Annotated in this window: 25 protein-coding genes; 18 read left to right on the top strand and 7 right to left on the bottom strand. The window is 73.4% G+C overall.

What is annotated here, in order from left to right; translation table 11 throughout:
- The first annotated feature begins 2 nt into the window (after window positions 1–2).
- The 4 genes from ACH4E8_RS04580 (at window position 3) to glmM (ending at window position 4457) form a co-directional block, all read left to right on the top strand.
- Window positions 3–1625 carry an ABC-F family ATP-binding cassette domain-containing protein gene (locus ACH4E8_RS04580; RefSeq protein ID WP_398444266.1) on the top strand — a complete coding sequence of 541 codons (1623 nt, stop codon included), beginning with the start codon at window positions 3–5 and terminating at the stop codon, window positions 1623–1625.
- 304 nt (window positions 1626–1929) lie between these two features.
- On the top strand, window positions 1930–2373 hold the full coding sequence (gene rplM, locus ACH4E8_RS04575) for a 50S ribosomal protein L13 (RefSeq protein WP_361530235.1): 444 nt from the start codon (window positions 1930–1932) through the stop codon (window positions 2371–2373).
- A gap of 41 nt (window positions 2374–2414) precedes the next feature.
- Window positions 2415–2933 carry a 30S ribosomal protein S9 gene (gene rpsI, locus ACH4E8_RS04570; RefSeq protein WP_398444264.1) on the top strand — a complete coding sequence of 173 codons (519 nt, stop codon included), beginning with the start codon at window positions 2415–2417 and terminating at the stop codon, window positions 2931–2933.
- Between the two features lie 165 nt (window positions 2934–3098).
- Window positions 3099–4457, top strand: coding sequence for a phosphoglucosamine mutase (gene glmM, locus ACH4E8_RS04565; RefSeq protein ID WP_398444262.1), 1359 nt, complete (start codon window positions 3099–3101; stop codon window positions 4455–4457).
- A 78-nt stretch (window positions 4458–4535) separates the two neighbouring features.
- Here the strand turns inward: glmM and ACH4E8_RS04560 are convergent, their stop codons facing one another.
- Both ACH4E8_RS04560 and ACH4E8_RS04555 read right to left on the bottom strand, forming a co-directional pair.
- Window positions 4536–5609: a protein kinase family protein gene (locus ACH4E8_RS04560; RefSeq protein WP_398444261.1), complete on the bottom strand. Its 1074-nt coding sequence runs from the start codon at window positions 5607–5609 to the stop codon at window positions 4536–4538.
- Between the two features lie 110 nt (window positions 5610–5719).
- Complete coding sequence (locus ACH4E8_RS04555; RefSeq protein WP_398444259.1) at window positions 5720–6553, bottom strand: oxidoreductase; 834 nt, start codon at window positions 6551–6553, stop codon at window positions 5720–5722.
- A 95-nt stretch (window positions 6554–6648) separates the two neighbouring features.
- Here ACH4E8_RS04555 and ACH4E8_RS04550 point away from each other — a divergent pair, with 95 nt between their 5' ends.
- The gene (locus tag ACH4E8_RS04550; protein ID WP_398444257.1) at window positions 6649–7554 is read left to right on the top strand and encodes a LysR family transcriptional regulator; all 906 of its coding nucleotides are present in this window, start codon (window positions 6649–6651) and stop codon (window positions 7552–7554) included.
- Between the two features lie 15 nt (window positions 7555–7569).
- Here the strand turns inward: ACH4E8_RS04550 and ACH4E8_RS04545 are convergent, their stop codons facing one another.
- A complete protein-coding gene (locus tag ACH4E8_RS04545) occupies window positions 7570–8493 on the bottom strand; it encodes a DUF389 domain-containing protein (RefSeq protein WP_398444255.1) in 924 nt (307 codons plus the stop codon).
- 10 nt (window positions 8494–8503) lie between these two features.
- Complete coding sequence (gene coaA, locus ACH4E8_RS04540; protein WP_398444253.1) at window positions 8504–9502, bottom strand: type I pantothenate kinase; 999 nt, start codon at window positions 9500–9502, stop codon at window positions 8504–8506.
- A 178-nt stretch (window positions 9503–9680) separates the two neighbouring features.
- On the opposite strand from coaA, the gene glmS reads away from it, so the two are divergent.
- Complete coding sequence (gene glmS, locus ACH4E8_RS04535; protein WP_398444252.1) at window positions 9681–11528, top strand: glutamine--fructose-6-phosphate transaminase (isomerizing); 1848 nt, start codon at window positions 9681–9683, stop codon at window positions 11526–11528.
- Window positions 11529–11532: 4 nt separating this feature from the next.
- The gene (locus ACH4E8_RS04530; protein ID WP_398444250.1) at window positions 11533–11901 is read left to right on the top strand and encodes a holo-ACP synthase; all 369 of its coding nucleotides are present in this window, start codon (window positions 11533–11535) and stop codon (window positions 11899–11901) included.
- Between the two features lie 541 nt (window positions 11902–12442).
- Here ACH4E8_RS04530 and ACH4E8_RS04525 read toward each other — a convergent pair.
- Both ACH4E8_RS04525 and ACH4E8_RS04520 read right to left on the bottom strand, forming a co-directional pair.
- Entirely contained in the window at window positions 12443–14533 is a 2091-nt protein-coding gene (locus ACH4E8_RS04525) for an endoglucanase (protein ID WP_398444248.1), read from the bottom strand.
- Window positions 14534–14536: 3 nt separating this feature from the next.
- Entirely contained in the window at window positions 14537–15127 is a 591-nt protein-coding gene (locus tag ACH4E8_RS04520) for a hypothetical protein (RefSeq protein ID WP_398444247.1), read from the bottom strand.
- A gap of 209 nt (window positions 15128–15336) precedes the next feature.
- Between ACH4E8_RS04520 and ACH4E8_RS04515 the strand changes: the two genes are divergently transcribed.
- The 5 genes from ACH4E8_RS04515 to ACH4E8_RS04495 all read left to right on the top strand — a co-directional run bounded on the left by ACH4E8_RS04515 (window position 15337) and on the right by ACH4E8_RS04495 (window position 20432).
- Window positions 15337–16785 (top strand): NAD(P)H-hydrate dehydratase, encoded by a 1449-nt coding sequence (locus ACH4E8_RS04515; RefSeq protein WP_398444245.1) that lies wholly within the window; start codon window positions 15337–15339, stop codon window positions 16783–16785.
- Between the two features lie 225 nt (window positions 16786–17010).
- Window positions 17011–18219, top strand: coding sequence for an alanine racemase (alr, locus tag ACH4E8_RS04510; RefSeq protein WP_398444243.1), 1209 nt, complete (start codon window positions 17011–17013; stop codon window positions 18217–18219).
- A 102-nt stretch (window positions 18220–18321) separates the two neighbouring features.
- Window positions 18322–19554 carry an alpha/beta fold hydrolase gene (locus tag ACH4E8_RS04505; RefSeq protein ID WP_398444242.1) on the top strand — a complete coding sequence of 411 codons (1233 nt, stop codon included), beginning with the start codon at window positions 18322–18324 and terminating at the stop codon, window positions 19552–19554.
- A complete protein-coding gene (gene tsaE / locus ACH4E8_RS04500; RefSeq protein ID WP_398444240.1) occupies window positions 19529–20068 on the top strand; it encodes a tRNA (adenosine(37)-N6)-threonylcarbamoyltransferase complex ATPase subunit type 1 TsaE in 540 nt (179 codons plus the stop codon). The genes ACH4E8_RS04505 and tsaE overlap by 26 nt, the downstream gene beginning before the upstream one ends.
- A 163-nt stretch (window positions 20069–20231) precedes the next feature.
- Window positions 20232–20432 carry a hypothetical protein gene (locus ACH4E8_RS04495; protein ID WP_398444238.1) on the top strand — a complete coding sequence of 67 codons (201 nt, stop codon included), beginning with the start codon at window positions 20232–20234 and terminating at the stop codon, window positions 20430–20432.
- Window positions 20433–20838: 406 nt separating this feature from the next.
- Here the strand turns inward: ACH4E8_RS04495 and ACH4E8_RS04490 are convergent, their stop codons facing one another.
- Complete coding sequence (locus ACH4E8_RS04490; RefSeq protein WP_398444236.1) at window positions 20839–21378, bottom strand: hypothetical protein; 540 nt, start codon at window positions 21376–21378, stop codon at window positions 20839–20841.
- Window positions 21379–21571: 193 nt separating this feature from the next.
- On the opposite strand from ACH4E8_RS04490, the gene tsaB reads away from it, so the two are divergent.
- The 6 genes from tsaB (at window position 21572) to ACH4E8_RS04460 (ending at window position 26122) form a co-directional block, all read left to right on the top strand.
- Window positions 21572–22267: a tRNA (adenosine(37)-N6)-threonylcarbamoyltransferase complex dimerization subunit type 1 TsaB gene (tsaB, locus tag ACH4E8_RS04485; RefSeq protein WP_398444235.1), complete on the top strand. Its 696-nt coding sequence runs from the start codon at window positions 21572–21574 to the stop codon at window positions 22265–22267.
- Window positions 22268–22317: 50 nt separating this feature from the next.
- Window positions 22318–22842 (top strand): ribosomal protein S18-alanine N-acetyltransferase, encoded by a 525-nt coding sequence (rimI, locus tag ACH4E8_RS04480; protein WP_398444747.1) that lies wholly within the window; start codon window positions 22318–22320, stop codon window positions 22840–22842.
- Window positions 22843–22845: 3 nt separating this feature from the next.
- The gene (gene tsaD, locus ACH4E8_RS04475) at window positions 22846–23976 is read left to right on the top strand and encodes a tRNA (adenosine(37)-N6)-threonylcarbamoyltransferase complex transferase subunit TsaD (protein ID WP_398444234.1); all 1131 of its coding nucleotides are present in this window, start codon (window positions 22846–22848) and stop codon (window positions 23974–23976) included.
- Between the two features lie 19 nt (window positions 23977–23995).
- Window positions 23996–24262 carry a hypothetical protein gene (locus ACH4E8_RS04470; RefSeq protein ID WP_398444233.1) on the top strand — a complete coding sequence of 89 codons (267 nt, stop codon included), beginning with the start codon at window positions 23996–23998 and terminating at the stop codon, window positions 24260–24262.
- A 135-nt stretch (window positions 24263–24397) separates the two neighbouring features.
- Window positions 24398–24757 (top strand): YciI family protein, encoded by a 360-nt coding sequence (locus ACH4E8_RS04465; protein WP_398444231.1) that lies wholly within the window; start codon window positions 24398–24400, stop codon window positions 24755–24757.
- 108 nt (window positions 24758–24865) lie between these two features.
- Window positions 24866–26122, top strand: coding sequence for an RNA polymerase sigma factor (locus ACH4E8_RS04460; RefSeq protein WP_398444229.1), 1257 nt, complete (start codon window positions 24866–24868; stop codon window positions 26120–26122).
- Window positions 26123–26400 lie beyond the last annotated feature (278 nt).

Here is a 26400-nt window from a genome sequence, read left to right as displayed (position 1 = left end):
CGATGGGACACCTCGAAGCAGCGCACCTGGAGTACTACCTACCCGACGGCCGGGTGCTGCTCGGCGACGCCTCGTTCAGGGTGGCCGACGGCGCGAAGGTCGCCCTGGTCGGTGCGAACGGAGCGGGCAAGACGACGCTGCTGAGACTGCTCTCCGGGGAGTTGCAGCCGCACGGCGGCTCGGTCTCCGCCAGTGGCGGGCTGGGCGTGATGCGGCAGTTCATCGGTTCGGTGCGGGACGACCGCACGGTGCGCGACCTGCTGGTCTCGCTGGCGTCGCCGCGGATCCGGGAGGCCGCGGCCGCGGTGGACGCGGCCGAGCACCGGATCATGACGGTGGACGACGAGTCCGCGCAGATGGCGTACGCGCAGGCGCTCAGCGACTGGGCGGAGGCGCGCGGCTACGAGGCGGAGACGCTCTGGGACATGTGCACGGTCGCCGCGCTGGGGGTGCCGTACGAGCGGGCCCAGTTCCGGGACCTGAAGACGCTCAGCGGCGGCGAGCAGAAGCGGCTGGCGCTGGAGGCGCTGCTGCGCGGCCCGGACGAGGTGCTGTTGCTGGACGAGCCGGACAACTACCTCGACGTGCCGGGCAAGCGGTGGCTCGAAGAGCGGCTCGCGGAGACCCGCAAGACCGTGCTCTTCGTCTCCCACGACCGGGAGCTGCTGGCCCGCAGCGCGCAGAAGGTCATCAGCGTCGAGCCGGGCGCCGCGGGCTCGGACGTGTGGGTGCACGGCGGCGGCTTCGACACGTACCCCGAGGCCCGCAAGGAGCGCTTCGCGCGCTTCGAGGAGCTGCGGCGGCGCTGGGACGAGCAGCGGGCGAAGCTGAAGAAGCTGGTGCTGGACCTCCAGCAGTACGCGGCGCGCAGCGACGAGATGGCCTCCCGCTACCAGGCGGCGAAGACCCGGCTGCGGAAGTTCGAGGAGGCGGGTCCGCCGCCGGAGCCGCCGCGGGAGCAGGAGATCCGGATGCGGCTGAAGGGCGGCCGGACCGGGGTGCGCGCCGTGACCTGCGAGGCGCTGGAGCTGAGCGGGCTGATGAAGCCGTTCGACCTGGAGGTCTTCTACGGCGAGCGGGTGGCGGTGCTGGGGTCGAACGGCTCCGGGAAGTCGCACTTCCTGCGGCTGCTGGCGGGCGATGGGACGGTGGCGCACACCGGGCTGTGGAAGCTGGGCGCCCGGGTGGTGCCCGGCCACTTCGCGCAGACGCACGCGCACCCGGAGCTCCTGGGCCGTCCGCTGGTGGACATCCTGTGGACGGAGCACGCGAAGGACCGCGGCGGCGCCATGTCCGTACTGCGCAGGTACGAGCTGGAGCGCCAGGGCGACCAGCCCTTCGACCGGCTCTCCGGCGGCCAGCAGGCGCGCTTCCAGATCCTGCTGCTGGAGCTGGCGGGGACGACGGCGCTGCTGCTGGACGAGCCGACGGACAACTTGGACCTGGAGTCCGCGCAGGCGCTCCAGGACGGTCTGGAGGCGTACGAGGGGACGGTGCTCGCCGTCACCCACGACCGGTGGTTCGCCCGCTCCTTCGACCGCTATCTGGTCTTCGGCTCGGACGGGGTGGTGCGGGAGACGCGGGAGCCGGTGTGGGACGAGCGGCGGGTGCAGCGCGTACGGTAGCCGGACGGTCGCTCTGCGTTGGATGTCCGGTGGGTGACGCGGGGGTAGCGCCGGGCGACTTTGACCCGTCCGGAGGGCGGCGGGTAAGCTTCTGCTTCGTTATGCGTATTGGCTTGCTCTATCTCACGTGAGAGGCCCTTACGCCGGTTCACCGGACCGATGACCAGCGGCGAGCACACGGGTTGCGTCCCCGGCGTGCTGCCAAGGCTGTCGTGATCGTTCGGGTGGCCTTGTCAGGACCTCCTCTTCCTGTCCCTCGTGGACGGGGGGAGACTCACTCACTGAAGAAGCGAAGGCTACGACCGTGCGTACGTACAGCCCCAAGCCCGGCGATGTGACGCGCCAGTGGCACATCATCGACGCGCAGGACGTCGTCCTGGGCCGTCTGGCCACTACCGCCGCCACCCTTCTCCGGGGCAAGCACAAGCCGATCTACGCGCCCCACGTCGACACTGGTGACTTCGTCATCATCATCAACGCGGACAAGGTGCACCTGTCCGGCAACAAGCGGACCCAGAAGATGGCGTACCGCCACTCCGGCTACCCGGGTGGTCTGCGCTCCGTCCGCTACGACGAGCTGCTGGAGAAGAGCCCGGAGAAGGCCGTCGAGAAGGCCGTCAAGGGCATGCTCCCGAAGAACACCCTGGGCCGTCAGATGCTCTCGAAGCTGAAGGTCTACGCGGGCGAGAACCACCCGCACGCTGCTCAGCAGCCGGTTCCGTTCGAGATCACCCAGGTCGCGCAGTAAGTCCGGCCATCCCAAAGACTGAAGAGAATCTGAGGAACACCGTGGCCGAGACCACCACTGAGATCCCCGTCGAGGGCGAAGAGACCTACGAAGAGGTCACCACCTTCGAGTCGGAGGCGCCCGTCGAGGGCGAGTACACCAGCGAGTCGCTGGCCTCCCGCTTCGGCGACCCGCAGCCGGCCGCCGGCCTGGGCCGCCGCAAGAACGCCATCGCCCGCGTCCGGATCGTTCCGGGCTCCGGCAAGTGGAAGATCAACGGTCGCACCCTTGAGGACTACTTCCCCAACAAGGTGCACCAGCAGGAAGTCAACGAGCCCTTCAAGGTGCTCGAGCTCGACGACCGCTACGACGTCGTCGCCCGCATCTCCGGCGGCGGTGTCTCCGGTCAGGCCGGCGCCCTGCGCCTCGGCGTGGCCCGCGCGCTGAACGAGGCGGACGTGGACAACAACCGCGGCCCGCTGAAGAAGGCCGGCTTCCTGAGCCGCGACGACCGTTCGGTCGAGCGCAAGAAGGCCGGTCTGAAGAAGGCCCGCAAGGCCCCGCAGTACAGCAAGCGCTAAACATCGCCTGCTCGGCTGTTCGTACGTACGCCCCGGTGGCTCCGTTCCATGCCACCGGGGCGTACGTTTTCCCCAGGCTTGGTGACGGCGGAGCGTGCGGTTCCGCCCGGCTCGTCAGGTCTTCTGTTCGGAGCATGGCTCACGAGGCACTTTCGGAGGACGGTTGTGGGACGACTCTTCGGCACGGACGGCGTGCGCGGCGTCGCCAACGCGGATCTGACGGCGGAACTGGCGCTCGGCCTCTCGGTCGCGGCGGCGCACGTGCTCGCCGAGGCGGGCACCTTTGAGGGCCACCGGCCCACCGCCGTGGTCGGGCGAGATCCGCGTGCGTCGGGAGAGTTCCTGGAGGCGGCCGTCGTGGCCGGCCTCGCCAGCGCGGGCGTGGACGTGCTGCGGGTCGGCGTGCTGCCGACGCCCGCGGTCGCGTACCTCACCGGCGCCCTCGGCGCCGACCTCGGCGTGATGCTCTCCGCCAGTCACAACGCCATGCCCGACAACGGCGTCAAGTTCTTCGCCCGCGGCGGCCACAAGCTCGCCGACGAGCTGGAGGACCGCATCGAGACCGTGTACGAGCAGCACCGCACCGGCGCGCCGTGGGACCGGCCGACCGGCGCCGGCGTCGGCCGGGTCAGCGACTACGACGAGGGCTTCGACAAGTACGTCGCCCATCTCGTCGCGGTGCTCCCGAACCGGCTCGACGGTCTGAAGGTCGTCCTCGACGAGGCGCACGGCGCGGCGTCCCGGGTCTCCCCGGAGGCGTTCGCCCGGGCCGGTGCCGAGGTCATCACGATCGGCGCGGCCCCCGACGGGCTGAACATCAACGAGGGCTGCGGCTCCACCCACCTGGAGCAGCTCCGGGCGGCCGTGGTCGAGCACGGTGCGGACTTCGGCATCGCGCACGACGGCGACGCGGACCGCTGCCTGGCCGTCGACGGCGCCGGCGACGAGGTCGACGGCGACCAGATCCTCGCGGTGCTCGCGCTGGCGATGCGCGAGGCGGGCACGCTGCGCGGCGACACCGTGGTGGCGACCGTGATGTCGAACCTGGGCTTCAAGCTCGCCATGGAGCGGGAGGGCCTGGCGCTGGTGCAGACGGCGGTGGGCGACCGCTACGTCCTGGAGTCGATGAAGGAGCACGGTTACGCGCTCGGCGGCGAGCAGTCCGGCCACGTCATCGTGCTGGACCACGCGACGACCGGCGACGGCACGCTGACCGGGCTGATGCTGGCGGCGAGGGTGGCCGCGACGGGCCGTTCGCTGGCGGAGCTGGCCGCGGTGATGGAGCGGCTGCCGCAGGTGCTGATCAACGTTCCGGACGTCGACAAGTCCCGGGTCCGCACCTCCGGTGAGCTGGCGGCCGCGGTCGCGGAGGCCGAGCGGGAGCTGGGCGCGACCGGTCGCGTACTGCTGCGGCCCTCCGGTACGGAGCCGCTGGTACGGGTCATGGTCGAGGCGGCCGACCTGGAGCAGGCGCGGGCGGTCGCGGAGCGGCTGGCGGACGCGGTGAAGTCGGCGCTCGGCTAGTTTTCGGTCGTGAAGGGGCCCGCACCGGTGACGGTGCGGGCCCCTTCGTGCGTCTGCGGGCGTCAGGGCGTCAGGGCGTCAGGGCGTCAGGGCGTCAGGGCTCTTCAGGGCCCGGCCGATTGCTTCGGCGGGGTAGGGGGTCTCGCGGCTGCCGTCGGTGAACCTGCCGTAGAAGTCGGTGACGAGGGCGGCGATCGGCGCGTGACGTTCGATCACGGCCCGGACCGCGGCGGGGCCGTCCGGTGGCCGTTCCCCTTGCGCGCAGGCGTGGACGAGCGCTTCGCGCTCCGTGCGGTCGTGCCCGTACACGGTGGTGATCAGCCAGTTCACCAGATAGCTCAGGGCGTACGCGCGGTCGTGGGTGGCGTGCGCGGCGAGGAAGTCGGCCTCGGCGGGGGAGAGGCCGAAGCGGGACGAGAGCGCGAGGCCGTAGTCGGCGAAGTACAGGCGGCGTCCGTCGGTGAGGACGTTGCGGAAGTGTGCGTCGAAGTGCAGCAGCCCGTGGTCGTTCATGGCGGCGACCCCGGTGGCGAGTTGCCGCTCCGCCCGTCGTACGGCCTCGTCGGCGCGTTGCTCGTCGCCCGAGCGCAGCTCTTCGGCGAGGTGGTCGTGGAGCGTGCGGGGGACGTGCTCCAGGAAGAGCACCAGGCTCGCGGAGGCCCGCGCCAGCTCCTCGATGCGCCGCCGTACGCCGTCGCCCCAGTAGTCGACGGCGCGGTCCACGTCGGCGAGTTCGTCGGGGAGCGCGGGCGGGGCGTCCGGCAGGATCCGCCAGTGGTGCGTGAGCGGGAAGCAGTCGGGGCCGCCGGTGAGCACCCAGGTGGTGGTCGCGGTGTGGGCGGCGAGTTCGCGCCAGGCGCCGAAGCCGGGGCTGCCGGGGGCGCCCATGCCGTACTGGCAGTACGGCGGGAGGCCGAAGAGGTTCGCGGTGGAGTGCCGGTGTTCGGGCCGGCGCTCGGTGTCCGTCAGGGGGACGCGCTTGACGAAGACGGGCACCCCGTCCACCTCCAGCAGGGCGGACGTGCCGCCGATGCCGGAGCCGAGGGGGCGGGCCCCGGACAGCAACTCGGCGAGCCGGCGGTCGCCGAGCGGGGCGAGGGCGGTGGCGACCTTGCGGTGGGCGGCCAGGCGGGCGGGGAGTGCGGTTTGCATCCGGGCGGGACCTCGCTTCGGCGTCGGGTTTCCGGCACCGTACGCGCCCCGGGGCGTAGGGCGCTTCGCTGCGTCCACCCGCGCAGGGGGCGGGACGTTCCGGAGGCGGTCTAGGCGTCGAAGTCGGTGGAGCGGGCGAGTCCTTCCCAGACGCGGAGTTCGGTGCGGGCGCGGTCGAGTTGGGCGGTGATCGCGTCCGCGGCGTCGTTGCCGAGCGGCAGCCGCAGCGGGGGCTCGTCGGAGTCCAGCGCGGTGAGGATCGCGGCGGCGGCCTTGGCCGGGTCGCCGGGCTCCCGGCCGCTGCCGCCCGCGAGGCCGGCGCGGACCGGTCCCACGGTCTCCTCGTAGGCGTCCAGCGCGGTGGACTGCTGGAGCGCGCCGGCGCCGGCGAAGGAGGTGCGGAAGGCGCCGGGCTCGACGATCAGCACCCGGATGCCGTGCGGGGCGACCTCGGCGGCCAGGGCTTCGGAGAGCCCTTCCAGAGCGAACTTGGTGGCGCAGTAGCCGCCGACGCCGGCGAACGCGAACCGGCCGCCCATGCTGGACAGTTGCACGACGGCGCCGGAGCCGCGGCGGCGCATGTGCGGCAGCGCGGCCCGGGTGAGTGCGACCGGGCCGAAGAAGTGCAGGTCCATCAGGTCCCGCAGCTCCTCGTCGGTGGTCTCCTCGACCGCGCCGACCAGGCCGCGTCCGGCGTTGTTCACCAGGACGTCGATGCGCCCGTGCCGGGACACCACGCCGTCCACCGCGGCCCGCACGGCCGTGGTGTCGGTGACGTCCAGCGGCAGCGCCTCGACCTGGTCGGGGTGGGCGGCGACGAGGTCGTCCAGGAGCGGGGTGCGGCGGGCGGCGGCGACCACGACGTCACCGGCGGCCACCGCGGCCTCGGTGACGGCCCGTCCGAAGCCGCTGCTCGCACCGGTGACCAGCCAGACCCTGTTCATGTGCTGCTCCCTCTGTCGTTCCGTCGTCCCGTCGATCGTGTGAACCACCGTGCAGCGAAAGGCAGTTGTCCGTCCAAGACGTGTCGTGATAGCCGATGGTTATGGACGTTCACGGACGGGACCTGAGGTACTTCGTTGCGGTCGCCGAGGAGCTGCACTTCACCCGCGCGGCCGAGCGCTTGTACGTCTCGCAGCCCGCGCTGAGCAAGCAGATCAGAATGCTGGAGAAACAGGTGGGCGCCGCGCTGTTCGAGCGCGACCGGCGCGAGGTGCGCCTCAGCGAGGTCGGTGCGGCGCTCCTGCCGTACGCCCGGCGGATGCTCGCCGAGTGGGACGGGGCGCGGGACGCGGTCGCCCGGGCCGTCGCCGACCGGGCCGCCGTCCTCGTCCTCGGGATGAGCACCAGCCCCGGGCGCGGCGGCGTCCTGCCGGCGATCCGCTCCCGCTTCACCGCGGCCCGCCCCGACGCCCGGGTGTCGCTGCGCCAGGTCACCTGGCAGGATCCGACCGCGGGCCTCGCCGACGGCTCCAGCGACGCCGCGTTCGTCTGGCTGCCGCTGCCCGACCCGGAGCGCTACCGATGGCTCGTGGTCGCCGAGGAACCCCGGCTGGTCGCCCTCCCCGAGGGCCACCCGCTGGCCGCCCGCCCCGAGGTCCCCTTCGCCGACCTGCTGGACGAGCCCTTCCTCGCCCTCCCCGCGAGCGCCGGCCCGCTGCGCGACTACTGGCTCGCCCTCGACGCCCGCGCCGGCCGCCCGCCACGCATCGGCGCGGAGGTGGCGAGCGCAGAGGAGACGTACGAGGCCCTGGTCGCCGGCCTCGGCGTGGTGCTCCTGGCGGCGGGCAACGCCCCCCTGATCACCCTCGGCCAGGTCACCACGCGCCCGGTCCCCGACCTCGCCCCCAGCCGCTTCGCCCTGGCCTGGCGCGCGGACGACCGCCGCGAGTTGGTGCAGGACTACGTGCGCGCGTGCGGGCGGGCGACGGGGAGGCCCCGGTGACGTGCGCCCGGGCGGTCATCGCTTGCGCGGTGCCCAGAAGATCTTTTGGGCCAGCAGGGTCAGGGTGCCGGCGAGGACGATGGCGAAGAGGTTGAGGAGGAGTTGTTCGGTGGAGCCCCACGCCTGGCGGTACTCGTCGAAACTGAAGGCGACCGCCGCGTTCGCCGCCGCCGGGATCGTCGTCACGGAGATGGCGACGCCGACCAGCGCGCCGGACTTCGCGGAGGTGAGGGAGAGGGTGCCGGCGATGCCCGCGAGGATGGCGACGACGAAGGAGAAGGCGTCCGGCTGGTAGATGAAGTTGGTGTTGGGGCGGGGGGCTTCCAGGTCGGCGGCGTGGAAGAGGTCGAGGCCGGTCATCAGGTGGCTGAAGCCGACCGTGACGACCATCGCGGTGGCGAAGCCGACGAGCAGGGCGAGCAGCGAGCGGACGGCCAGCCGGGGGGTGCGGCGGACCAGGGAGGTGGAGATGCCGGCCAGGGGGCCGAACTCCGGGCCGACCGCCATCGCGCCGACGATGAGGATCGCGTTGTCCAGGACGACGCCGCAGGCCGCGATCATCGTGGCGACCGTCATGAAGGCGAGGTACGTGGCGGAGAGCGTGGACTCCTCGTGGGTGGCGTCCTCCAGGTGCTCCCACAGCACCGCGTCCGCCGCCTCGCCGGGGGCCTCGGCCTCCGCCTTGGCGGCACGGCGGGAGAGCGAGAGGTCGATGTCGTCGACCGCGATCGAGCCCTTCTCGTCGACGCCGAGGGCGCGCAGGCCGCCGATCAACAGGTCCCCGGCCTCGCGTGCCACGTCGCACATGACCACGTCGCCCGCCGGATTGCGGGCGGCGCCCGGGAGGACCGCCACGTGGGCGGTGCCCGGGGTGGCCTCGATCAGCCGGACGACCTCGTCGGTGCGGTCGGCGGGGGTGATCAGTCGTACGTGCAGCACGCCGGACTCCTCAGAGCTTGCGCAGGGAGAGCCGCTGGACCTTGTGGTCGGGGCCCTTGCGCAGGATCAGGGTGGCACGGCCCCGGGTCGGCGCCACGTTCTCCAGCAGGTTGGGCTTGTTGATGGTGCGCCACATCGTGCGGGCGTACTCCAGCGCCTCCTCCTCGGAGACCTGCGTGTACTTGCGGAAGTACGAGGAGGGGTCCCGGAACGCGGTCTCGCGCAGCGCCCGGAAGCGGCTGAGGTACCAGCGTTCGATGTCCTCCGGGCGGGCGTCGACGTACACGGAGAAGTCGAAGTAGTCCGCGAGCCCCACCCGGGTGCGGCCGTCCTTGCCCGGCAGCGCCAGCTGGAGCACGTTCAGGCCCTCGACGATGAGGATGTCGGGGCGGCGCACCACCAGGCGTTCGCCGGGGACGATGTCGTACGTGAGGTGCGAGTAGACGGGCGCGGTCACCTCGTCCTTGCCCGCCTTGATGTCGGCGACGAAACGGGTCAGGGCGCGTCGGTCGTACGACTCGGGGAAACCTTTCCGCGACATCAGCCCGCGGGCCTTCAGCTCCTTCATCGGCAGCAGGAACCCGTCCGTGGTGACCAGTTCCACGCGCGGGTGCTCGGGCCAGCGCGCCAGCAGCGCGCGCAGGAGCCGGGCGACCGTCGACTTGCCGACGGCGACGGAGCCCGCGACCCCTATGACGAACGGCGTGCCGCGCTGCGCGCCCTGGCCGCCGCCGGCCGACCCCAGGAAGGTGTTGAGCGCACCGCGCAGCTCGCCGGTGGCCCGTACGTACAGGTTCAGCAGCCGGGACAGCGGCAGATAGACGTCCCGCACCTCGTCCAGGTCGATCACGTCGCCCAACCCGCGCAACTGCTCCACCTCGTCGGCGGTCAGCGGCAGCGGAGTCCGGTCGCGCAGGGCGCTCCACTCGGCGCGGGTCAGGTCGACGTACGGGGTGGCCGCGTGCTCGGTGGCCCGGCGGTGGGTGTTGTTCGGCGGCGACGTGATCACACGGACATTGTCGGGGAACCTGCTGGGGCGCGGGTCGTGTGCTCGGTCACGCGGGTGGCGGTGCGGCACGGGGGTGCCGCCGGGGCGCGCGGACGTCCGATCGGTCACGCGGGTGGCCGGCGGGTGCCGTCCGGGTCGCACCCGGGCCGTGCGACGCCGCGGACGTAGGCTGCGCCATATGTGCGGAATCGTGGGTTATGTCGGTGGTCAGTCGGCGCTCGACGTGGTCGTCGCCGGGCTGAGGCGGCTGGAGTACCGCGGCTACGACTCCGCGGGCGTCGCCGTGCTCGCCGACGGCGGGCTCGCCGCGGCCAAGCGCGCCGGCAAGCTCGTCAACCTGGAGAAGGCGCTGGTCGAGCGGCCGCTGCCGACCGGCTCCACGGCGATCGGACACACCCGCTGGGCCACCCACGGCGCGCCGAACGACGCGAACGCCCACCCCCACCTCGACAACTCCGGCCGGGTCGCCGTCGTCCACAACGGCATCATCGAGAACTTCGCCGCGCTCCGCGCCGAGCTGGCCGCCCGCGGCCACGACCTGGCGTCCGAGACGGACACCGAGGTCGTGGCGCACCTGCTCGCCGAATCCTTCTCGTCCTGCGGCGACCTGACGGAGTCCATGCGGCAGGTGTGCCGACGGCTCCAGGGGGCGTTCACCCTGGTCGCGGTGGTCGCGGACGAGCCCGACACGGTCGTCGGGGCGCGCCGCAACTCTCCGCTGGTGGTGGGGGTGGGGGAGGGCGAGTCCTTCCTCGCGTCCGACGTGTCCGCCTTCATCGACCACACCCGCTCCGCGATCGAACTGGGCCAGGACCAGGTGGTGGAGCTGCGCCGGGACGGGGTCCGGGTCACCGACTTCGAGGGCGCGCCCGCGGACGTACGGCCGTACCACGTCGACTGGGACGCCTCCGCGGCCGAGAAGGGCGGCTACCCGTCCTTCATGCTCAAGGAGATCGCCGAGCAGCCGAAGGCGGTGGCGGACACCCTGCTCGGCCGGATCGACGAGGACGGTGCGCTGACGCTGGACGAGGTGCGCATCCCGGCGTCGGTGCTGCGGTCCACGGAGAAGGTCGTCGTCGTGGCGTGCGGCACCGCCTTCCACGCCGGGCTGATCGCCAAGTACGCCGTCGAGCACTGGACCCGCATCCCGTGCGAGGTGGAGTTGGCGAGCGAGTTCCGCTACCGGGACCCGATCCTGGACCGGCGGTCCCTGGTGATCGCCATCTCGCAGTCCGGCGAGACCATGGACACGCTGATGGCGGTGCGGCACGCGCGGGAGCAGGGCGCGCAGGTGCTGGCGATCTGCAACGCCAACGGCTCGACGATCCCGCGCGAGTCGGACGCGGTGCTCTACACCCACGCCGGGCCGGAGGTCGCCGTCGCGTCGACGAAGGCGTTCCTCACCCAACTGGTGGCCTGCTACCTCGTCGCGCTCTACCTGGGGCAGGTGCGCGGCACGACCTGGGGCGACGAGGTCCGCACCGTCGTCCGGGACCTGGCCCGCAGCTCGGAGGCGGTGGAGCGGGTCCTGTCGACGATGGAGCCGGTACGGGAGCTCGCGCGCTCCCTCGCCGACCAGGACACCGTCCTCTTCCTGGGGCGGCACGTGGGCTATCCGGTGGCGCTGGAGGGCGCGCTGAAGCTGAAGGAACTCGCGTACATGCACGCCGAGGGCTTCGCCGCGGGCGAGTTGAAGCACGGGCCGATCGCGCTGGTCGAGCCGGGGCTGCCGGTGGTCGTGGTGGTGCCGTCGCCGAGCGGACGCTCCGTCCTCCACGACAAGGTCGTCTCCAACATCCAGGAGATCCGGGCGCGCGGGGCGCGGACGATCGTGATCGCGGAGGAGGGCGACGAGGGGGTGGTGCCGTACGCGGACCACCTGATCCGGGTGCCGGTGACGCCGACGCTGCTCCAGCCGCTGGTGGCGACCGTGCCGTTGCAGGTCTTCGCGTGCGAGTTGGCGACGGCCCGGGACAATGAGGTCGATCAGCCGCGCAATTTGGCGAAGTCCGTGACGGTGGAGTGAGCAGATGATTATCGGGGTGGGGATCGACGTCGCCGAGATCGACCGGTTCGCGGCGTCGCTGCGGCGTACGCCGGGCATGGCGACGAGGCTCTTCCTGGAGCGGGAGTTGCTGCTGCCGAGCGGCGAACGGCGCGGTTACGCCTCGCTGGCGGCGCGCTTCGCGGCGAAGGAGGCGGTGGCGAAGGCGCTGGGCGCGCCGGCGGGCCTGCTGTGGACGGACGCGGAGGTGTACGTGGAGGACTCGGGCCGCCCGCGGCTGCGGGTGCGGGGGACGGTGGCGGCGCGGGCGGAGGCGCTGGGGGTGCGGTCGTGGCACGTGTCGCTGAGCCACGACGCGGGGGTGGCCTCGGCGGTGGTGATCGCAGAGGGCTAGCCGCTTTTTTGGTGGCTCGGTTCGCCTCCGGGGTGCTTTAGCGTGCTCGACGGTCGATCATGCTCAGCCGTTCGTACCTCACGGCCTGCGCGTGTTCTCCCTTACTCCCCCGCGCACCCCTTCGGCTCACTCGCCCTCCGGCGCGCCCGGGCGGCGGGTCGAGTCGCTCTCCGCGGACCGTAGACGGTTCTCGCGCACCATCCCCCTGCGCCCTGCGGGGCTGGTTGGTTTCTACCGGCCGGTGGTGGGTTGTTCGCATAGTTCCGCCCCCTACCCCCAGCGCCCCTGAAAACCCCCTGCCCCGGCCCGCACTCAAGAGACGGGGGCAGCAAAACAGGGGCGCTGGGGGTACCACCACGCCCTCTGGGCGTAGGGGGCGGAACTACGCGAACAACCCACCACCGGGGCGCGGAGACCAAACGTCCGTATGGATTACGGCGGGTTGGTCAGGTGGCGCGGGGGTGCCGTGCCCCCGTCACGGACCGGGCGGGCGGGTCAGGAGCACCCGTAGGGGAACGGCGGGTTTGTCAGGGCCGCGGCTCTACCGACGGGCGCGGCGGTGGAGGAGGACAAGCGACGCGCCCGCCGCCGTCAGCGCCGCCGCCGTTGCCGCCAGCGGGAGCGCGGTCGAGCCCGTCGCGGCGAGCGAGCCGCCGCCGCCCTCGCCGCCCGCCGGCGCGAGGCCCCCGCCGGTGCCACCGATCGTGGTGGACGGCGGGTCCCCGACCGGCGGGTCAGACGACGGCGGGTCGGCCGACGGCGGCGGCGACGGACGCACAGGCGCCGCCGTCACCTTCAGGACCGCCGGCTGTGTCCGTGTCGAACCCACCGCGTTCGACAGCACCGCCCGGTACCGGTTGCCGTCATGCCGCTCCGTCGCCTTGAACGTCAGCGTTCGACCCGTGCCCGCCGCCCCGGCGACGCGCTGCCACGACGTGCCGTCCGCGCTCACTTCCCAGCTCACGGCCGGCGCCGGCGTGCCCGTGCCGGACGCGGTGAAGACGGCCTGCCGGCCGGCGGTGACCGTGGTCGGCTTCGGTGCCGCGGTCACCGCGGGGGAGACCTGGCGCTGCGTCTGGGTCACCTTGCCGTCCGCGACCGTGAACAGCGTGTGCGTCCGGTCGTCGAGGGCCAGCGCGGACGGCCGGTCCCCGACCTTCAGCGCCTCGCTGATCGCGCCCTTGCGCACGTCGACCGCCGCGACCGTCGGCGCCGTGGTCTGGGCCGCGTACAGCGTGCGGGTCGTCGCGTCGTACGCCAGCGCCTTCGGGTTGGCGCCGACCGCGAGCGTGCCGGTCACCTTGTTCGCCGCCAGGTCGACGGAGAAGACTGTGCCGGCCGCCAGGTTGGCGACGTAGCCGGTGCGGGTGGTGGGGTCGACGGTGACGCCCATGCTGCCGAGCGCGGTGGTGCCGAGGCTGAGCGGGGTGCCGACGGCCTTCCCGGTCCGCCCGTCGACCGCGTTCAGCATGTTGAAGAAGGTCATGGGGCTCGTCGAGGTGTTCGGGCCGACGTACGTCGTGTAGCCGCGGCCCGCCGCGGTGTCGACGGCGAGCCCGGCCACCGGCCACGGATAGGCGACCGGCGCGCCGACGGACCGCCAGGTCCCGGTGTCGTACACCGCCACCGACTTCGTGGGCTGGACGGCTACGTACAAGCGTCCGGCCTTCGGGTCGACGGCCAGCAGGTTGACGTTGCCCGGCAGTTCCGCCCGGCCGTCGGTGAGGCGTCCGCTCGCCGTGTGGTACGTGGCGATGCGGTTGCCGAGCGCCAGGTGCAGGGTGCGCGCCCCGGTGTCCAGCGCCATCGCGGTGACCGCGGCGGGCAGCGGGACGGGCGCGCCGACGACCTCGCCGGTGGCGTACGTGACGAGCCGGCGTGCGCTGCCGCTGTCGACGGCGACGTACAGCCGGCCCGCCTTCGGGTCGACGGCCACGTGCTGCGCCGCGCCGCCGGCCGGTGCGAGGGTGCGCACGGTCTGGTGGCGCACGGTGCCCGGCGGGACTTCCGGCGTCGGCGTCCCGCCGCCGGCGGCGAAGGCGACCGGGACGACGACGTCCTGGTCCCGCTCGGCCAGATGGGTGTGGTCGGCGCGGGTGACGACGGCGCAGCGGGCCCGGGTGCAGTCGGCGCTGCTGTCCTTGGCCTTGACGGTCAGCTCCAGCGTGAAGCCGCCCTTGCCGTCGGCGCCGACGGTGAACTTCTTGACGAGGTCCCGGCCGTAGTCGGGCGGGTTGTTGGAGATCCAGTACGAGGAGCCCGAGGCGCCGGAGAAGTCGGTGCCGCCGAGGCAGGGGCTCGGTTCCTTGCCGGGTTCGGGGACGTGGCAGACGGCGAGGTAGATGCCCTTGGCGACGTCGTAGCCGGTGCCGGTGACGGTGACCTTCTGCCCGGCGGGGTCGATGTCCTGCGTCGCGGAGACGGTCAGCTTCTGGCCGGTGGGTCCGGTGGCCTCGCCGGGCGATGCAGCAGGCGACGCGGCGGGGGCCGAAGCGGCGGAAGCGGCGGAAGGGGCAGCCGTGGCCGCGGCGAACAGCAGCAGGGGCGCGGCCACGGCCCCGGCCGCGCACCGCCGAATGAGGCGGCGGACGCGACCGGGGCCTGCGGCGCCCGTGGGACGGGTGTCGGGCATGGCTTACGAGAACGTCACCGGGACGTACACGTCGTACTTGCGGTCGTTGGTGTCGAAGTGGTCGGCGCGGGTGACGATCGCACAGGTCACCCCGGACTGACCGCAGGTGACGCCCGCCGAGACCTGCGCCTTGACGTGGATCTGCACCGAGAAGCTGCCGCGGTTGTTCGAGACGGTGTACGGCGAGGAGTTGTTCGGCGCCATCCACCACCAGTCGCTGTTGACCCAGTGCGAAGCGCCGGTGGTGCCCGACTGGTCCTGACCGCCCAGGCACGGCGTGGGCTTGGAGTTCCACGTGGCCGGGTTGCCGACGTCCACGCCCGCGGGGACGGCGCACAGGCCCACGTACACGCCCTGGGTCGGGTTGTAGCCGCTGCCGCTCACGGTGACGTTCTGGCCGGCCGCGGCGGCGGTGCTCGGCGCGGTCAGGGAGAGGTTGTACGTCGCGCCGTCGGTCACCGTTCTGGTGACGGTCGCCGCGGATGCGGACGAAGCCAGGCCGAGCGTGAGGGCGGTGGCACCGAGCAGGGCGACGCCGGCGCGGGCGGTGGTGCGAACGGCGGTGCGGGGCGTGGGGCGAGCGGCAGAGCGCATGGGTGAGGACACCTTTCGCAGGTGGACGGCCGGAGAAGCGGCCGGTTAGGTAAGGCAAACCTAAGTTCGACTTGAGATGCCGTCAACCCCGTGCTCGCAGCCCGGGCGACCCGCGCCGGAGCCGGGTCTCGCACGGACAACTACGTCGGGCCCGGCCCCACTTGGGCCTCACAGCGCGCCGCGGCCCCTCCTGGTGCAGACTCGGAACCATGCGTACCGCCCACACCGTGGACACCGTCCGCCGCGCCGAGGCCGAACTGATGGCCCGCCTCCCCGACGGTGCGCTCATGCAGCGCGCCGCCGCCGGACTGGCCGCCGCCTGCGCCGAACTACTGGGACGGGTGTACGGGGCACGCGTCGTGGTCCTCGTCGGCAGCGGCGACAACGGCGGCGACGCGCTGTACGCCGGCGCCCGCCTCGCCCGCCGCGGCGCCGGCGTGCACGCCGTGCTGCTGGCGCCCGACCGCACCCACCCGGGCGGCCTCGCCGCGCTCACCGCCGCCGGCGGTCGCGCCGTCGGCGCACACGACGACCCCTTCGACGTGCTCGCCGCCGCCGACCTGGTGCTCGACGGCATCACCGGCATCGGCGGCACCGGCGGGCTGCGCCCCGACGCCGTCCCCGTCGTGCGCGCCGCCCGCGGCTCGAACGCGGTCGTCGTCGCCGTCGACCTGCCGAGCGGCGTCGAGGCCGACAGCGGCGAGGTCCACGGGGAAGCCGTGCCCGCCGACCTCACCGTCACCTTCGGCACGTACAAGCCGGCGCTCCTCGTCGACCCCGCGCACACCCTCGCCGGCGCGGTGCGGCCGGTCGACATCGGGCTGGACGCCGTGCTGCCCTCCGTCCCGGCGCTGGAGGCGCTGCAACACCGGGACGTGGCCCGGCTGCTGCCCGAGCCCGACGCCACCAGCGACAAGTACCGCCGCGGCGTCGTCGGCGTCGTCGCCGGCTCGGCCCGCTACCCCGGCGCCGCGGTGCTCGCGGTCGCCGGCGCGCTGCGCGGCGGCGCGGGGGCGGTGCGGTACGTGGGCCACGCCGCCGACGCCGTCATCGCCCGCTTCCCCGAGACCCTGGTCCACGCCGGGCCGCCGGAGCGCGCCGGCCGCGTCCAGGCGTGGATCGTCGGGCCCGGCCTCGGGGACGACCTGGACGCCGTCGACGCGGTGCTCGACTCCGACGTGCCCGTGCTCGTCGACGCCGACGGGCTGCGCCGGGTCGACCCGGACCGGCTGAGCGCCCGCGCCGCGCCCACCCTGCTCACCCCGCACGCCGGCGAGGCCGCGGCGCTGCTCGGCGGCGCCCGCACGGACGTGGAGGCGCGCCGGCTCGCCTCGGTGCGCGAACTGGCGGGCCGCTACGGAGCGACCGTGCTGCTCAAGGGGTCCACGACCCTCGTCGCCGACCCCGACCCCCGCTCACCCGTACGGGTCAACGCCATGGGGACGCCCTGGCTGGCGACGGCCGGCAGCGGCGACGTCCTCGCCGGCCTCGCCGGCTCCCTGCTCGCCGCCGGGCTCACCGCCCGCGACGCCGGATCGGCCGCGGCGTACCTGCACGGACTCGCCGCCCGGCACGCCGCATCCAAAGGCGTCCCCGTGACGTCCTACGAAGTGGCGGAGGGACTGGGCCGCGCCTGGCAGGACGTACGGGACGCGTGACGAGCGCACGCGCCTGACCCGTACGGCACGCCGGTGCCGCCCGCGTCGGTCCCGGCCGCCCGGCTGCTGCGCAAGGGCGCGCACCGCCGTGCCATGAGGTGCGCCGCCGACCGGTACCCGAGCCGTACCGCTCGGTCGGCGGACCCGACCGAGCAAACACCGCCGCCGGTGGGAACCGGGAGTCGCCCGAGCAGCGGCGCGGCGGTGCCTGAGAGACTGGGCCCGATGAAAAGCACACCGACCACCACACATCCCCGACACGCCCGCGACCCCCGGGCCCGGGCGGAGATCGACCTGGCGGCCCTGCGCGCCAACGTCGAGACGATGCGCGCCCGCGCCCGCGGCGCCGCCCTGATGGCCGTGGTGAAGTCGGACGGGTACGGCCACGGCGCCGTGCCCTGCGCCCGGGCCGCCCTCCAGGCCGGCGCCACCTGGGTCGCGACCGCCACCCCCGAGGAGGCGCTGGCGCTGCGCGCCGCCGGCATCGACTCCCGGCTGATGTGCTGGCTGTGGACGCCGGGCGGCCCCTGGCGCGAGGGCATCGAAGCCGAACTCGACATGGGCGTCAGCGGCATGTGGGCGCTGAGCGAGGTCGTCGCGGCGGCCCGCGAGTCCGGCCGCACCGCCCGCGTCCAGCTCAAGGCCGACACCGGCCTCGGCCGCAACGGCTGCCAGCCCGCCGACTGGCGCGAGTTGGTCGCCGCCGCCCGCGCCGCCGAAGCCGAGGGCGCGGTCAAGGTCACCGGCGTCTGGTCCCACTTCGCCTGCGCCGACGAGCCCGGCCACCCCTCGATCCGCCACCAGCTCGACGCCTTCCGCGAGATGCTGGCGTACGCGGAGGGCGAGGGGATCGACCCCGAGGTCCGCCACCTGGCGAACTCCCCGGCCACCCTCACCCTCCCCGAGTCCCACTTCGACCTGGTCAGGACCGGCATCGCGATGTACGGCGTCTCGCCGTCCCCGGAGGTCGGCACCCACCAGGAGCTCGGGCTGCGGCCCGTGATGCGGCTGGTCGCCCACGTCGCCCTCGTCAAGCGGGTGCCCGCCGGCCACGGCGTCAGCTACGGACACACGTACGCCACCGCCGAGGAGACCACCCTCGCGCTCGTTCCGGTCGGCTACGCGGACGGCATCCCGCGGCACGCCTCCGGCCGCGGCCCCGTCCTCGTCGGGGGCGAACGGGGCACCGTCGCCGGCCGCGTCGCCATGGACCAGTTCGTGGTCGACCTCGGCGGACGCAAGGTGCAGGAGGGGGCGGAGGCGGTCCTCTTCGGCGCCGGCGACCGCGGCGAGCCGACCGCGGAGGACTGGGCGCGGGCCGCGGACACCATCGCGTACGAGATCGTCACCCGCATCGGCAAGCGGGTGCCGCGCGTCCACCTCAACGAACTGCCCGCACCGGCGGTCGGCCCGACCGTGCATGAGAACGCCTGATCGAGGAAATGGAGGCTAAGGCGCCGAGGCCCGCTGAGGCGGAGGCGCCTCGAAGGGTCAGCTTCTGAAGGACCAGGCCGGGGACGAGCGAGGAGCAGCACGGTGAGCGAGAGCAGCACGGGGGACGCCGTGGTCGCGGCAGCGGCGGCGGCCTCCGCCACCGGCACCTGGCGCCGCGCCGGGATCGCCGGGGTCGCCATAGGAGCGGTCGCCGCGGGCGCGGCCGCGGGCGTCGCGATCGAACGCCTCACCGTCGGCCGCGGCATCCGCAAGAAGGCCCGGCTCGCCCTGGACGCCACCGGCCCCTACGGCGCCCTGCGCGGCACCCCCGGCAAGGCCCTCGCCGACGACGGCACCACGCTCTACTACGAGGTGGACGAGGTCGACGAGGCCGACCCGGACCGCGGCCCGCGCCGCCGCCGGCTCTTCGGCCGCCGCGCCCCCGCGCCCGTCACGGTCGTCTTCAGCCACGGCTACTGCCTCAACCAGGACTCCTGGCACTTCCAGCGCGCCGCCCTGCGCGGCCTGGTCCGCACCGTCCACTGGGACCAGCGCAGCCACGGCCGCTCCGGGCGCGGCGCCGCCCAGCAGGGCCCGGACCGCGAACCCGTCTCCATCGAGCAGCTCGGCCGCGACCTCAAGGCCGTCATCGACGCGGCGGCGCCCGACGGCCCGTTGGTGCTCGCCGGGCACTCGATGGGCGGGATGACCGTGATGGCGTTCGGCGAGCAGTACCCCGAGCTGGTGCGGGACCGGGTGGTCGGCGCCGCCTTCGTCGGCACCTCCAGCGGACGGCTCGGCGAGGTGAGCTACGGCCTGCCGGTCGCCGGCGTCGCCGCGGTGCGCCGGGTGCTGCCCGGGGTGCTGCGCGCCCTCGGTTCGCAGACGGAGCTGGTGGAGCGGGGCCGGCGCGCCACGGCCGACCTGTTCGCCGGGCTGATCAAGCGGTACTCGTTCTCGTCGCGGGACGTCGACCCGGCCGTCGCCCGGTTCGCCGAACGGATGATCGAGTCCACCCCGATCGACGTGGTCGCGGAGTTCTACCCGGCCTTCGACGAGCACGACAAGGCCCTCGCCCTGGCCGTCTTCCGGGAGGTCCCGGTGCTGGCGCTGGCCGGGGACCGGGACCTGGTCACCCCCAGTTCGCACAGCGAGGCCATCGCCGACCTGCTGCCGGACGCGGAGTTGGTGATCGTGCCGGACGCCGGGCACCTGGTGATGCTGGAGCACCCGGAGGTGGTCACCGACCGGCTGGCCGACCTGCTCGCGCGGGTCGGCGCCGGGTCGACAGCGGCTAACGTTGGCCCGTATGGAAGCACCGCACCGCCCGGCTGACGCCTCGGCCGCGCCCCCCACTCCGTCCGGTCCCGCCGTCGACCACCGCCGCGCGGTGGACTCCGCGGGCGAGATGCAGGAGCTGGGCCGACGGCTCGCGAAACTGCTGCGCCCCGGCGACCTGGTGATGCTCACGGGCGAGTTGGGCGCCGGCAAGACGACCCTGACCCGCGGTCTCGGGGAGGGCCTGGGGGTGCGCGGTGCGGTCACCTCGCCCACGTTCGTCATCGCCCGCGTCCACCCCTCGTTGACGGGCGGCCCGGCGCTGGTGCACGTCGACGCGTACCGCCTCGGCGGCGGGCTCGACGAGATGGAGGACCTGGACCTCGACGTCTCGCTGCCCGCTTCGGTGGTGGTGGTGGAGTGGGGCGACGGGAAGGTCGAGGACCTGTCGGACGACCGGCTGCACGTGGTGATCCACCGCGTCGTGGGCGACACCGACGACGACCGGCGGACGGTGACGCTGCGGGGTTACGGCGCGCGGTGGGCGGACGCGGACCTGGCGTCCGTCTGAGCCGGTCGCGGTGCACGTCCGCGGCATGTTTGAGGCGGCCCGTGGATTTTCCGACAAGACGTCGGGAAAAAGTTGCGTCGGGCCCGTCGTGCGTGGTCCCATGGTACGGAAGCTTGGTTAGGTGTACCTAACTAATCTGGCCCCCGTACTCCAGGAGGCAGCCATGTCGGCATCCGAGCGCGAGTCCCGACCGCCGTCCATGCGCGAACTGCTGGCGGCCTGTGCCGCGGCGAGCGCGGTCTCCACGCCGCCGCGGGCGGAGCGGCGCGAAAGCTTCGACTCCGCGTCCGACCCGGCCGCGGACCCGGACGCCGCGTCGCGCCGCGAGCCCCCGTCCCCGGAATCCCGCCGCACGGCTGCGTAGCCCTTCTGCGGGGGCGCGGTCCCGCCGCGCCGGCTGAGCGATCGTGGCGACCTCCGGCCGGTGTGGTGGGTTGGTCGCGCAGTTCCCCGCGCCCCTAAAAGCCTCCGCCGCCAGCCCACAGGTGAATGAGGTGGGAAGCGAATCAGGGGCGCTGGGGGTCCCCCCACGCCCTCTGGGCGTAGGTGGGGGTGCCCCCGTGCCCGCAGGGCACAGGGGGAGGAGCTGAGCGATCGTGGCGACCTCCGGGGCGCAGAGACCAACGCTCCTGCGGGGGAACGGCGTCTACTGCCGGAGGAAAGGGCCGCGTGGGCTAGCCGGACGCGCCCTTGCGGCAGGATGACGGGTCCTCCGTACGGGCGACTTCGCGGTGGCGCGAGACGGGTCGCGCCGACGCGCGGACGGTCCGTCAGGGGAGGACGACGACCTTCGTGCCCACCGTCGCGAAGCTCCACATCGCGTTGCCGCTCTCGCGCGACATCCGCACGCCACCCGTCTTCTTCTTCGGGTCCGGCGCCTTCATGGAGCCGTCCACCGCGGCGCTGAAGCCGACCGTGACCCCGTCCGCCTTGGCGAACCGCACCACGTGCTCGATCGTCAGCCCGTCCGACCCCGGGACCTGCCCGGAGCGCGAGGTCACCGCGTACTGCCCCGGCTTCGGGTGCACCGTCGACGGCATGACCTCGAAGGTCTTCGTCACCTTGTTCTTCGCCTCGACCAGCCAGACGCGGCGCGACTCCAGCGCGTAGACGACCCGTACGCCGGTGCCAGAGTTCGCCGGCAGGAGCAGCGGGTCGACGGGCTTGGCCGGGGTCTTCGCCGGCGCCGTGCTCGCTCCCGGCTTCGCCTTGGTGTCGGAGACGCTGGCCTGCGCCTGGTAGGCGAGGAAACACACGCCGACCAGAGCGGTCGCCGTGAGCCCGGCCACGATTCCCGAGCTGCGTGCCACCGTGCGCCACCTTTCGCGTGCGAGAGCGGGGGAGTCCGGTCCGGACCGACAGTCGAAAGGAACGACTGTCCAACGGACCGATTCTCGAACTGAACGACTGTCGAACTTGATGCTTTCCGTGGCGACGGTAGCAGCAGGCTCCCCCGTTCGAGGGTGAGCCGTGCCCCGGTCGCCGGCGCCGTAGGCTGTTCGCGTGCTCTTGCTCGCTCTGGATACCGCCACGCCCGCCGTCACCGCAGCCCTGCACGACGGCTCGTCCGTCGTCGCCGAGTCCAGCAGCGTGGACGCGCGCCGCCACGGGGAACTGCTCCTACCGGCCGTCGACCGCGTCCTCGCCGAGGCCGGCGTCACCCTCGACGCGGTCACCGCAGTCGTCGTGGGCGTCGGCCCCGGCCCGTACACGGGGCTGCGCGTCGGCCTGGTGACGGCCGCCACCTTCGGCTCGGTGCTCGGCGTGCCGGTGTACGGGCTCTGCACGCTGGACGGCATCGCGTACGCCGCCGGCGCCAGCGACCGGTTCGACGGTCGTTTCGACGGCCCCTTCGTGGTGGCGACCGACGCCCGCCGCAAGGAGGTCTACTGGGCGCGTTACGCGTCGCCGCGCGAGCGCGTGGCCGGGCCCTCGGTGGACCGGCCGGCGGACATCGCGGCGGCCGTCGCCGGCCTCCCGGCGACGGGCGCGGGCGCGCTGCTGTACCCGGACGCGTTCACCGACGTCCCCCGCGACGAGGCGGGCGGGCCGCCGGAGCACGCCAGCGCCGGCGCCCTCGCGGCGCTCGCCGCGGCGAAGCTGGCGGCCGGCGAGGAGTTCCTGCCGCCGCAGCCGCTCTATCTGCGCCGGCCCGACGCGCAGGTCCCGAAGAACTACAAGGTGGTCACCCCGCAGTGAGTGACCCGCACGATCCGCAGCCCGCCGGGGGTGCCGTCGTCCTGCGCGAGATGCGCTGGTGGGACATCGAGCAGGTGCTCGTCCTGGAGGACGACCTCTTCCCGGAGGACGCGTGGACGGCCGGGATGTTCTGGGCCGACCTCGCCCAGTCGCGCGGCCCGCGCGCCACCCGCCGCTTCGTCGTCGCCGAGGAGGAAGCCGGTGAGGAAGCCGGCGATGACGCTGGTGGGGACGCCGGTGGGGACGGCGGTGGGGACGGCGCCGGGCGGATCGTCGGGTACGCGGCGCTGGCCGCGGTCGGCGGCATCGGCGACGTCCTGTCGATCGCGGTCGCCCGTCCGAGCTGGGGCACCGGCCTCGGCGCCCGCCTCCTGTCCGACCTGCTCCAACACGCCACCGCCTTCGAGTGCGACGAGGTCCTGCTCGAAGTGCGGGTGGACAACACCAGGGCCCAGAAGCTCTACGAGCGCTTCGGCTTCGAGCCCATCGGAATCCGCCGCGGCTACTACCAGCCCGGCAACGTCGACGCGCTCGTGATGCGGCACCAGGTGCAAGGCAACGCAAGGGAATGTTGATTCATGGCTGACGAACCGCTCGTACTCGGCATCGAGACCTCCTGCGACGAGACCGGCGTCGGCATCGTCCGCGGCACCACCCTGCTCGCGGACGCCGTCGCGTCCAGCGTGGACGCGCACGCCCGCTTCGGCGGGGTCGTCCCCGAGATCGCCTCGCGCGCCCATCTGGAGGCGATGGTCCCCACGATCGAGCGCGCGCTGGCGGAGGCGGGCGTCTCGGCGCGCGACCTCGACGGCATCGCGGTCACCGCGGGCCCCGGCCTCGCCGGCGCCCTGCTGGTCGGCGTGTCGGCGGCGAAGGCGTACGCGTACGCGCTCGGCAAGCCGCTGTACGGGGTGAACCACCTCGCCTCCCACATCTGCGTGGACCAGCTCGAACACGGCAAGCTGCCCGAGCCGACGATGGCGCTGCTGGTCTCCGGCGGGCACTCCTCGCTGCTGCTGGCCCCCGACATCACCAGCGACGTGCGACCGCTCGGCGCCACCATCGACGACGCGGCGGGCGAGGCGTTCGACAAGATCGCGCGCGTGCTCGACCTGGGCTTCCCCGGCGGGCCGGTGATCGACCGGCTGGCGAAGGAGGGCGACCCGACGGCGATCGCGTTCCCGCGCGGCCTCACCGGCTCCCGGGACCCCGCGTACGACTTCTCCTTCTCCGGCCTGAAGACCGCGGTGGCCCGCTGGATCGAGGCGAAGCGGGCGGCGGGGGAGGACGTGCCGGTACGGGACGTGGCGGCGTCCTTCCAGGAGGCGGTCGTCGACGTGCTGACCCGCAAGGCGGTCCGGGCGTGCCTGGACGAGGGCGTCGACCACCTGATGATCGGCGGCGGCGTGGCGGCGAACTCGCGGCTGCGGGCGCTGGCCGAGGAGCGCTGCGGGCGGGCGGGCATCCGGCTGCGGGTGCCGCGGCCGAAGCTGTGCACGGACAACGGGGCGATGGTGGCGGCGCTGGGCGCGGAGATGGTGGCGCGCAACCGGCCGGCGTCGGCGCTGGACCTCTCGGCGGACTCGTCGCTGCCGGTGACGGACCCGCACGTGCCCGCGGACCACGGGGACGGGCACGGTCACGGGCACTCGCATGCGCACTCGCACGATCATGTGCACGAGATCAGCAAGAAGAACCTCTACTCGTGAGGATCGAGTGATCACGCCGATGACGACGATCGCCTTGATGTGGGAGGCCCGGGCGGTCCGCGGCCGGGGAGCGGAGCTGCTGGAGTGGGCCCGCGCCCAGGAGCTGCCGCGCGCCGCGCTGCGGCGCGAGACCTTCCGCGCCGGTGACGACCGGGTCCTGGTCGTCACCTGGTGGGAGGCCGAGCCCGCGGCGGCCGGTGACCTGCCGGAGCTGCCGGAGCCGGCTGCGGAACTGATCACCCGCCCCGTGCACCGCTGGCGCTTCGAGTCCGTGGCCCTCGACTGAGCGGCCGGGCCGACGACGCCCCGCGAAAAGATCTTTGAGATTCTTTCGCGGGGGTGTCGATCCGGGCGTCGGTCGTTCGACGCAAGGGTGAGGCGCGGGAAACGTCCCGCGCACCGAACGACCGAGGAGCGCGACATGCCCCGCTTTCTGACGCTGGTCCGCATCGAAGAGAACGACCCCACCCACGCCGCCGGCTTCTCCCCGGAGATGGCCGCCCGCATGGACGCCCTGTTCCAGGAGATCACCAAGGCCGGGGTCATGTTGGACACCGCCGGCCTGGCCCCCACCTCCGAGGGCAAGCGCATCACCTGGTCCGGCGGGAAGCTCTCGACCACCGACGGCCCCTTCACCGAGACCAAGGAGGTCGTCGGCGGCTACTCCATCTCCCAGTGCAAGGACATGGCGGAGGCCGAGGAGTGGGCCAAGCGCTTCCTCCAGGTCCACGACGAAGCGTTCACCGTGACCTGCGAGGTCCGGCAGATCGCCGAGGGCTGATCCCGCCGACCGGTCCCGCCGGCTGATCCTTCCGGTCGGTCCTGCCGGCCGATCCCGGCGGTCGGTCCGACTTGCTGCTGTCGATCACGGCTGCTCTGATGGGTGGCCGTGACGGCAACCAACGCGGTGGAAACGGTATTCAGGATCGAGCGCGCCCGGATCATCGCCGCCGCGGCCCGCGTCGTCCGGGACGTCGGCATAGCCGAGGAGATCGCGCAGGACGCGATGGTCGCCGCGCTCGAACAGTGGCCGGAATCAGGCGTCCCGGACAACCCGGGCGCCTGGCTGGTCTCCGTCGCCAAGCGGCGCGCGATCGACCTCGTACGCCGCAAGGAGACGTACGCGCGCAAGCTCGCCGAGGTCGGCCGGGCCCTGGAGGACGTCCCGCCGCCCGAGGTGCCGTCGGACGCGGACGAGATCGACGACGACCTGCTGCGGCTGATCTTCACCGCCTGCCACCCCGTGCTGTCGACGGACGCCAGGATCGCGCTCACGCTGCGGCTGCTCGGCGGGCTCACCACGGAGGAGATCGCCCGCGCCTTCCTCGTCCCGGAGGCGACGGTCGCCCAGCGCATCGTCCGGGCGAAACGTTCCCTCGCGAAGGCGGGCGTCCCCTTCGAGGTGCCGTACGGCCCCGATCGCGCGACCCGCCTCGGCTCCGTGCTCGACGTGATCTACCTGGTCTTCAACGAGGGGTACTCCGCGACCAAGGGCGACGACTGGGTCCGGCCCGGGCTCGTCGAGGACGCGCTGCGGCTCAGCCGCCAACTCGCGGCGCTGATGCCGGCCGAGCCGGAGGTCCACGGGCTGAACGCGCTCCTGGAGGTCCAGGCGTCCCGCGTCCCGGCCCGCACCGACGCCGACGGCCGGCCCGTGCTGCTCGCCGCCCAGAACCGGTCCCGCTGGAACCGCCTCCTGATCCACCGCGGCTTCGAGGCGCTGGCCCGCGCGAGCGCCCTGACGACCGCGGCGGGGACGCCGCCGGGGCCGTACGTCCTCCAGGGCGCCATCGCCGCGTGCCATGCGCGCGCGGTGCGCTACGAGGACACCGACTGGCGCACGATCGCAGTGCTGTACGGGCAACTGGCCGCGGTCGCCCCCTCCCCGGTCGTCGAACTCAACCGCGCCGTCGCGATCTCCATGACGGACGGCCCGGAAGCGGCCCTCGCCCTGGTGGACGCGGTCGCCGACGATCCGGCGCTGAAGGACTACCACCTGCTCCCGAGCGTCCGCGGCGACCTCCTGGCCCGCCTCGACCGCCCGGCGGAGGCCGCCGCCCAATTCACCAGGGCCGCGGCCCTGACCCACAACGCGCGTGAACGCGCCCTCCTCCTGACCCGCGCGGCGACGTGCGGCCCGGCGTAGGCCGCGACGCCGGCGCGGCGGGCGGCTTGTCGCGCAGCCCCGCGAGCAGGGGGATTCCCCCCAGCGCCTCCTGGACACCTGCGCCGTTGCCCTGCGGGCGGGTTGGTCTCTGCGGCTCGGTGGTGGGTTGATCGCGCAGTTCTGCTTTCTGCGCCAGAGGGAATGGGGACCCCCAGCCCCTGTTTCGCTGCCCCATCACTGGCCTGCGGCTGAGTTGGGGGTGGTGCCCACGCCCGCAGGGCACAGGGGGCAGGACTGCGCGACAAGCCACCCACCGG

Origin of the sequence: Streptomyces sp. NPDC017979, assembly GCF_044328175.1 — a bacterium.
Taxonomy (GTDB): domain Bacteria; phylum Actinomycetota; class Actinomycetes; order Streptomycetales; family Streptomycetaceae; genus Streptomyces.
Note: the sequence above shows the minus strand (reverse complement) of the source record. Positions and strands in the feature narration are given on the sequence as shown.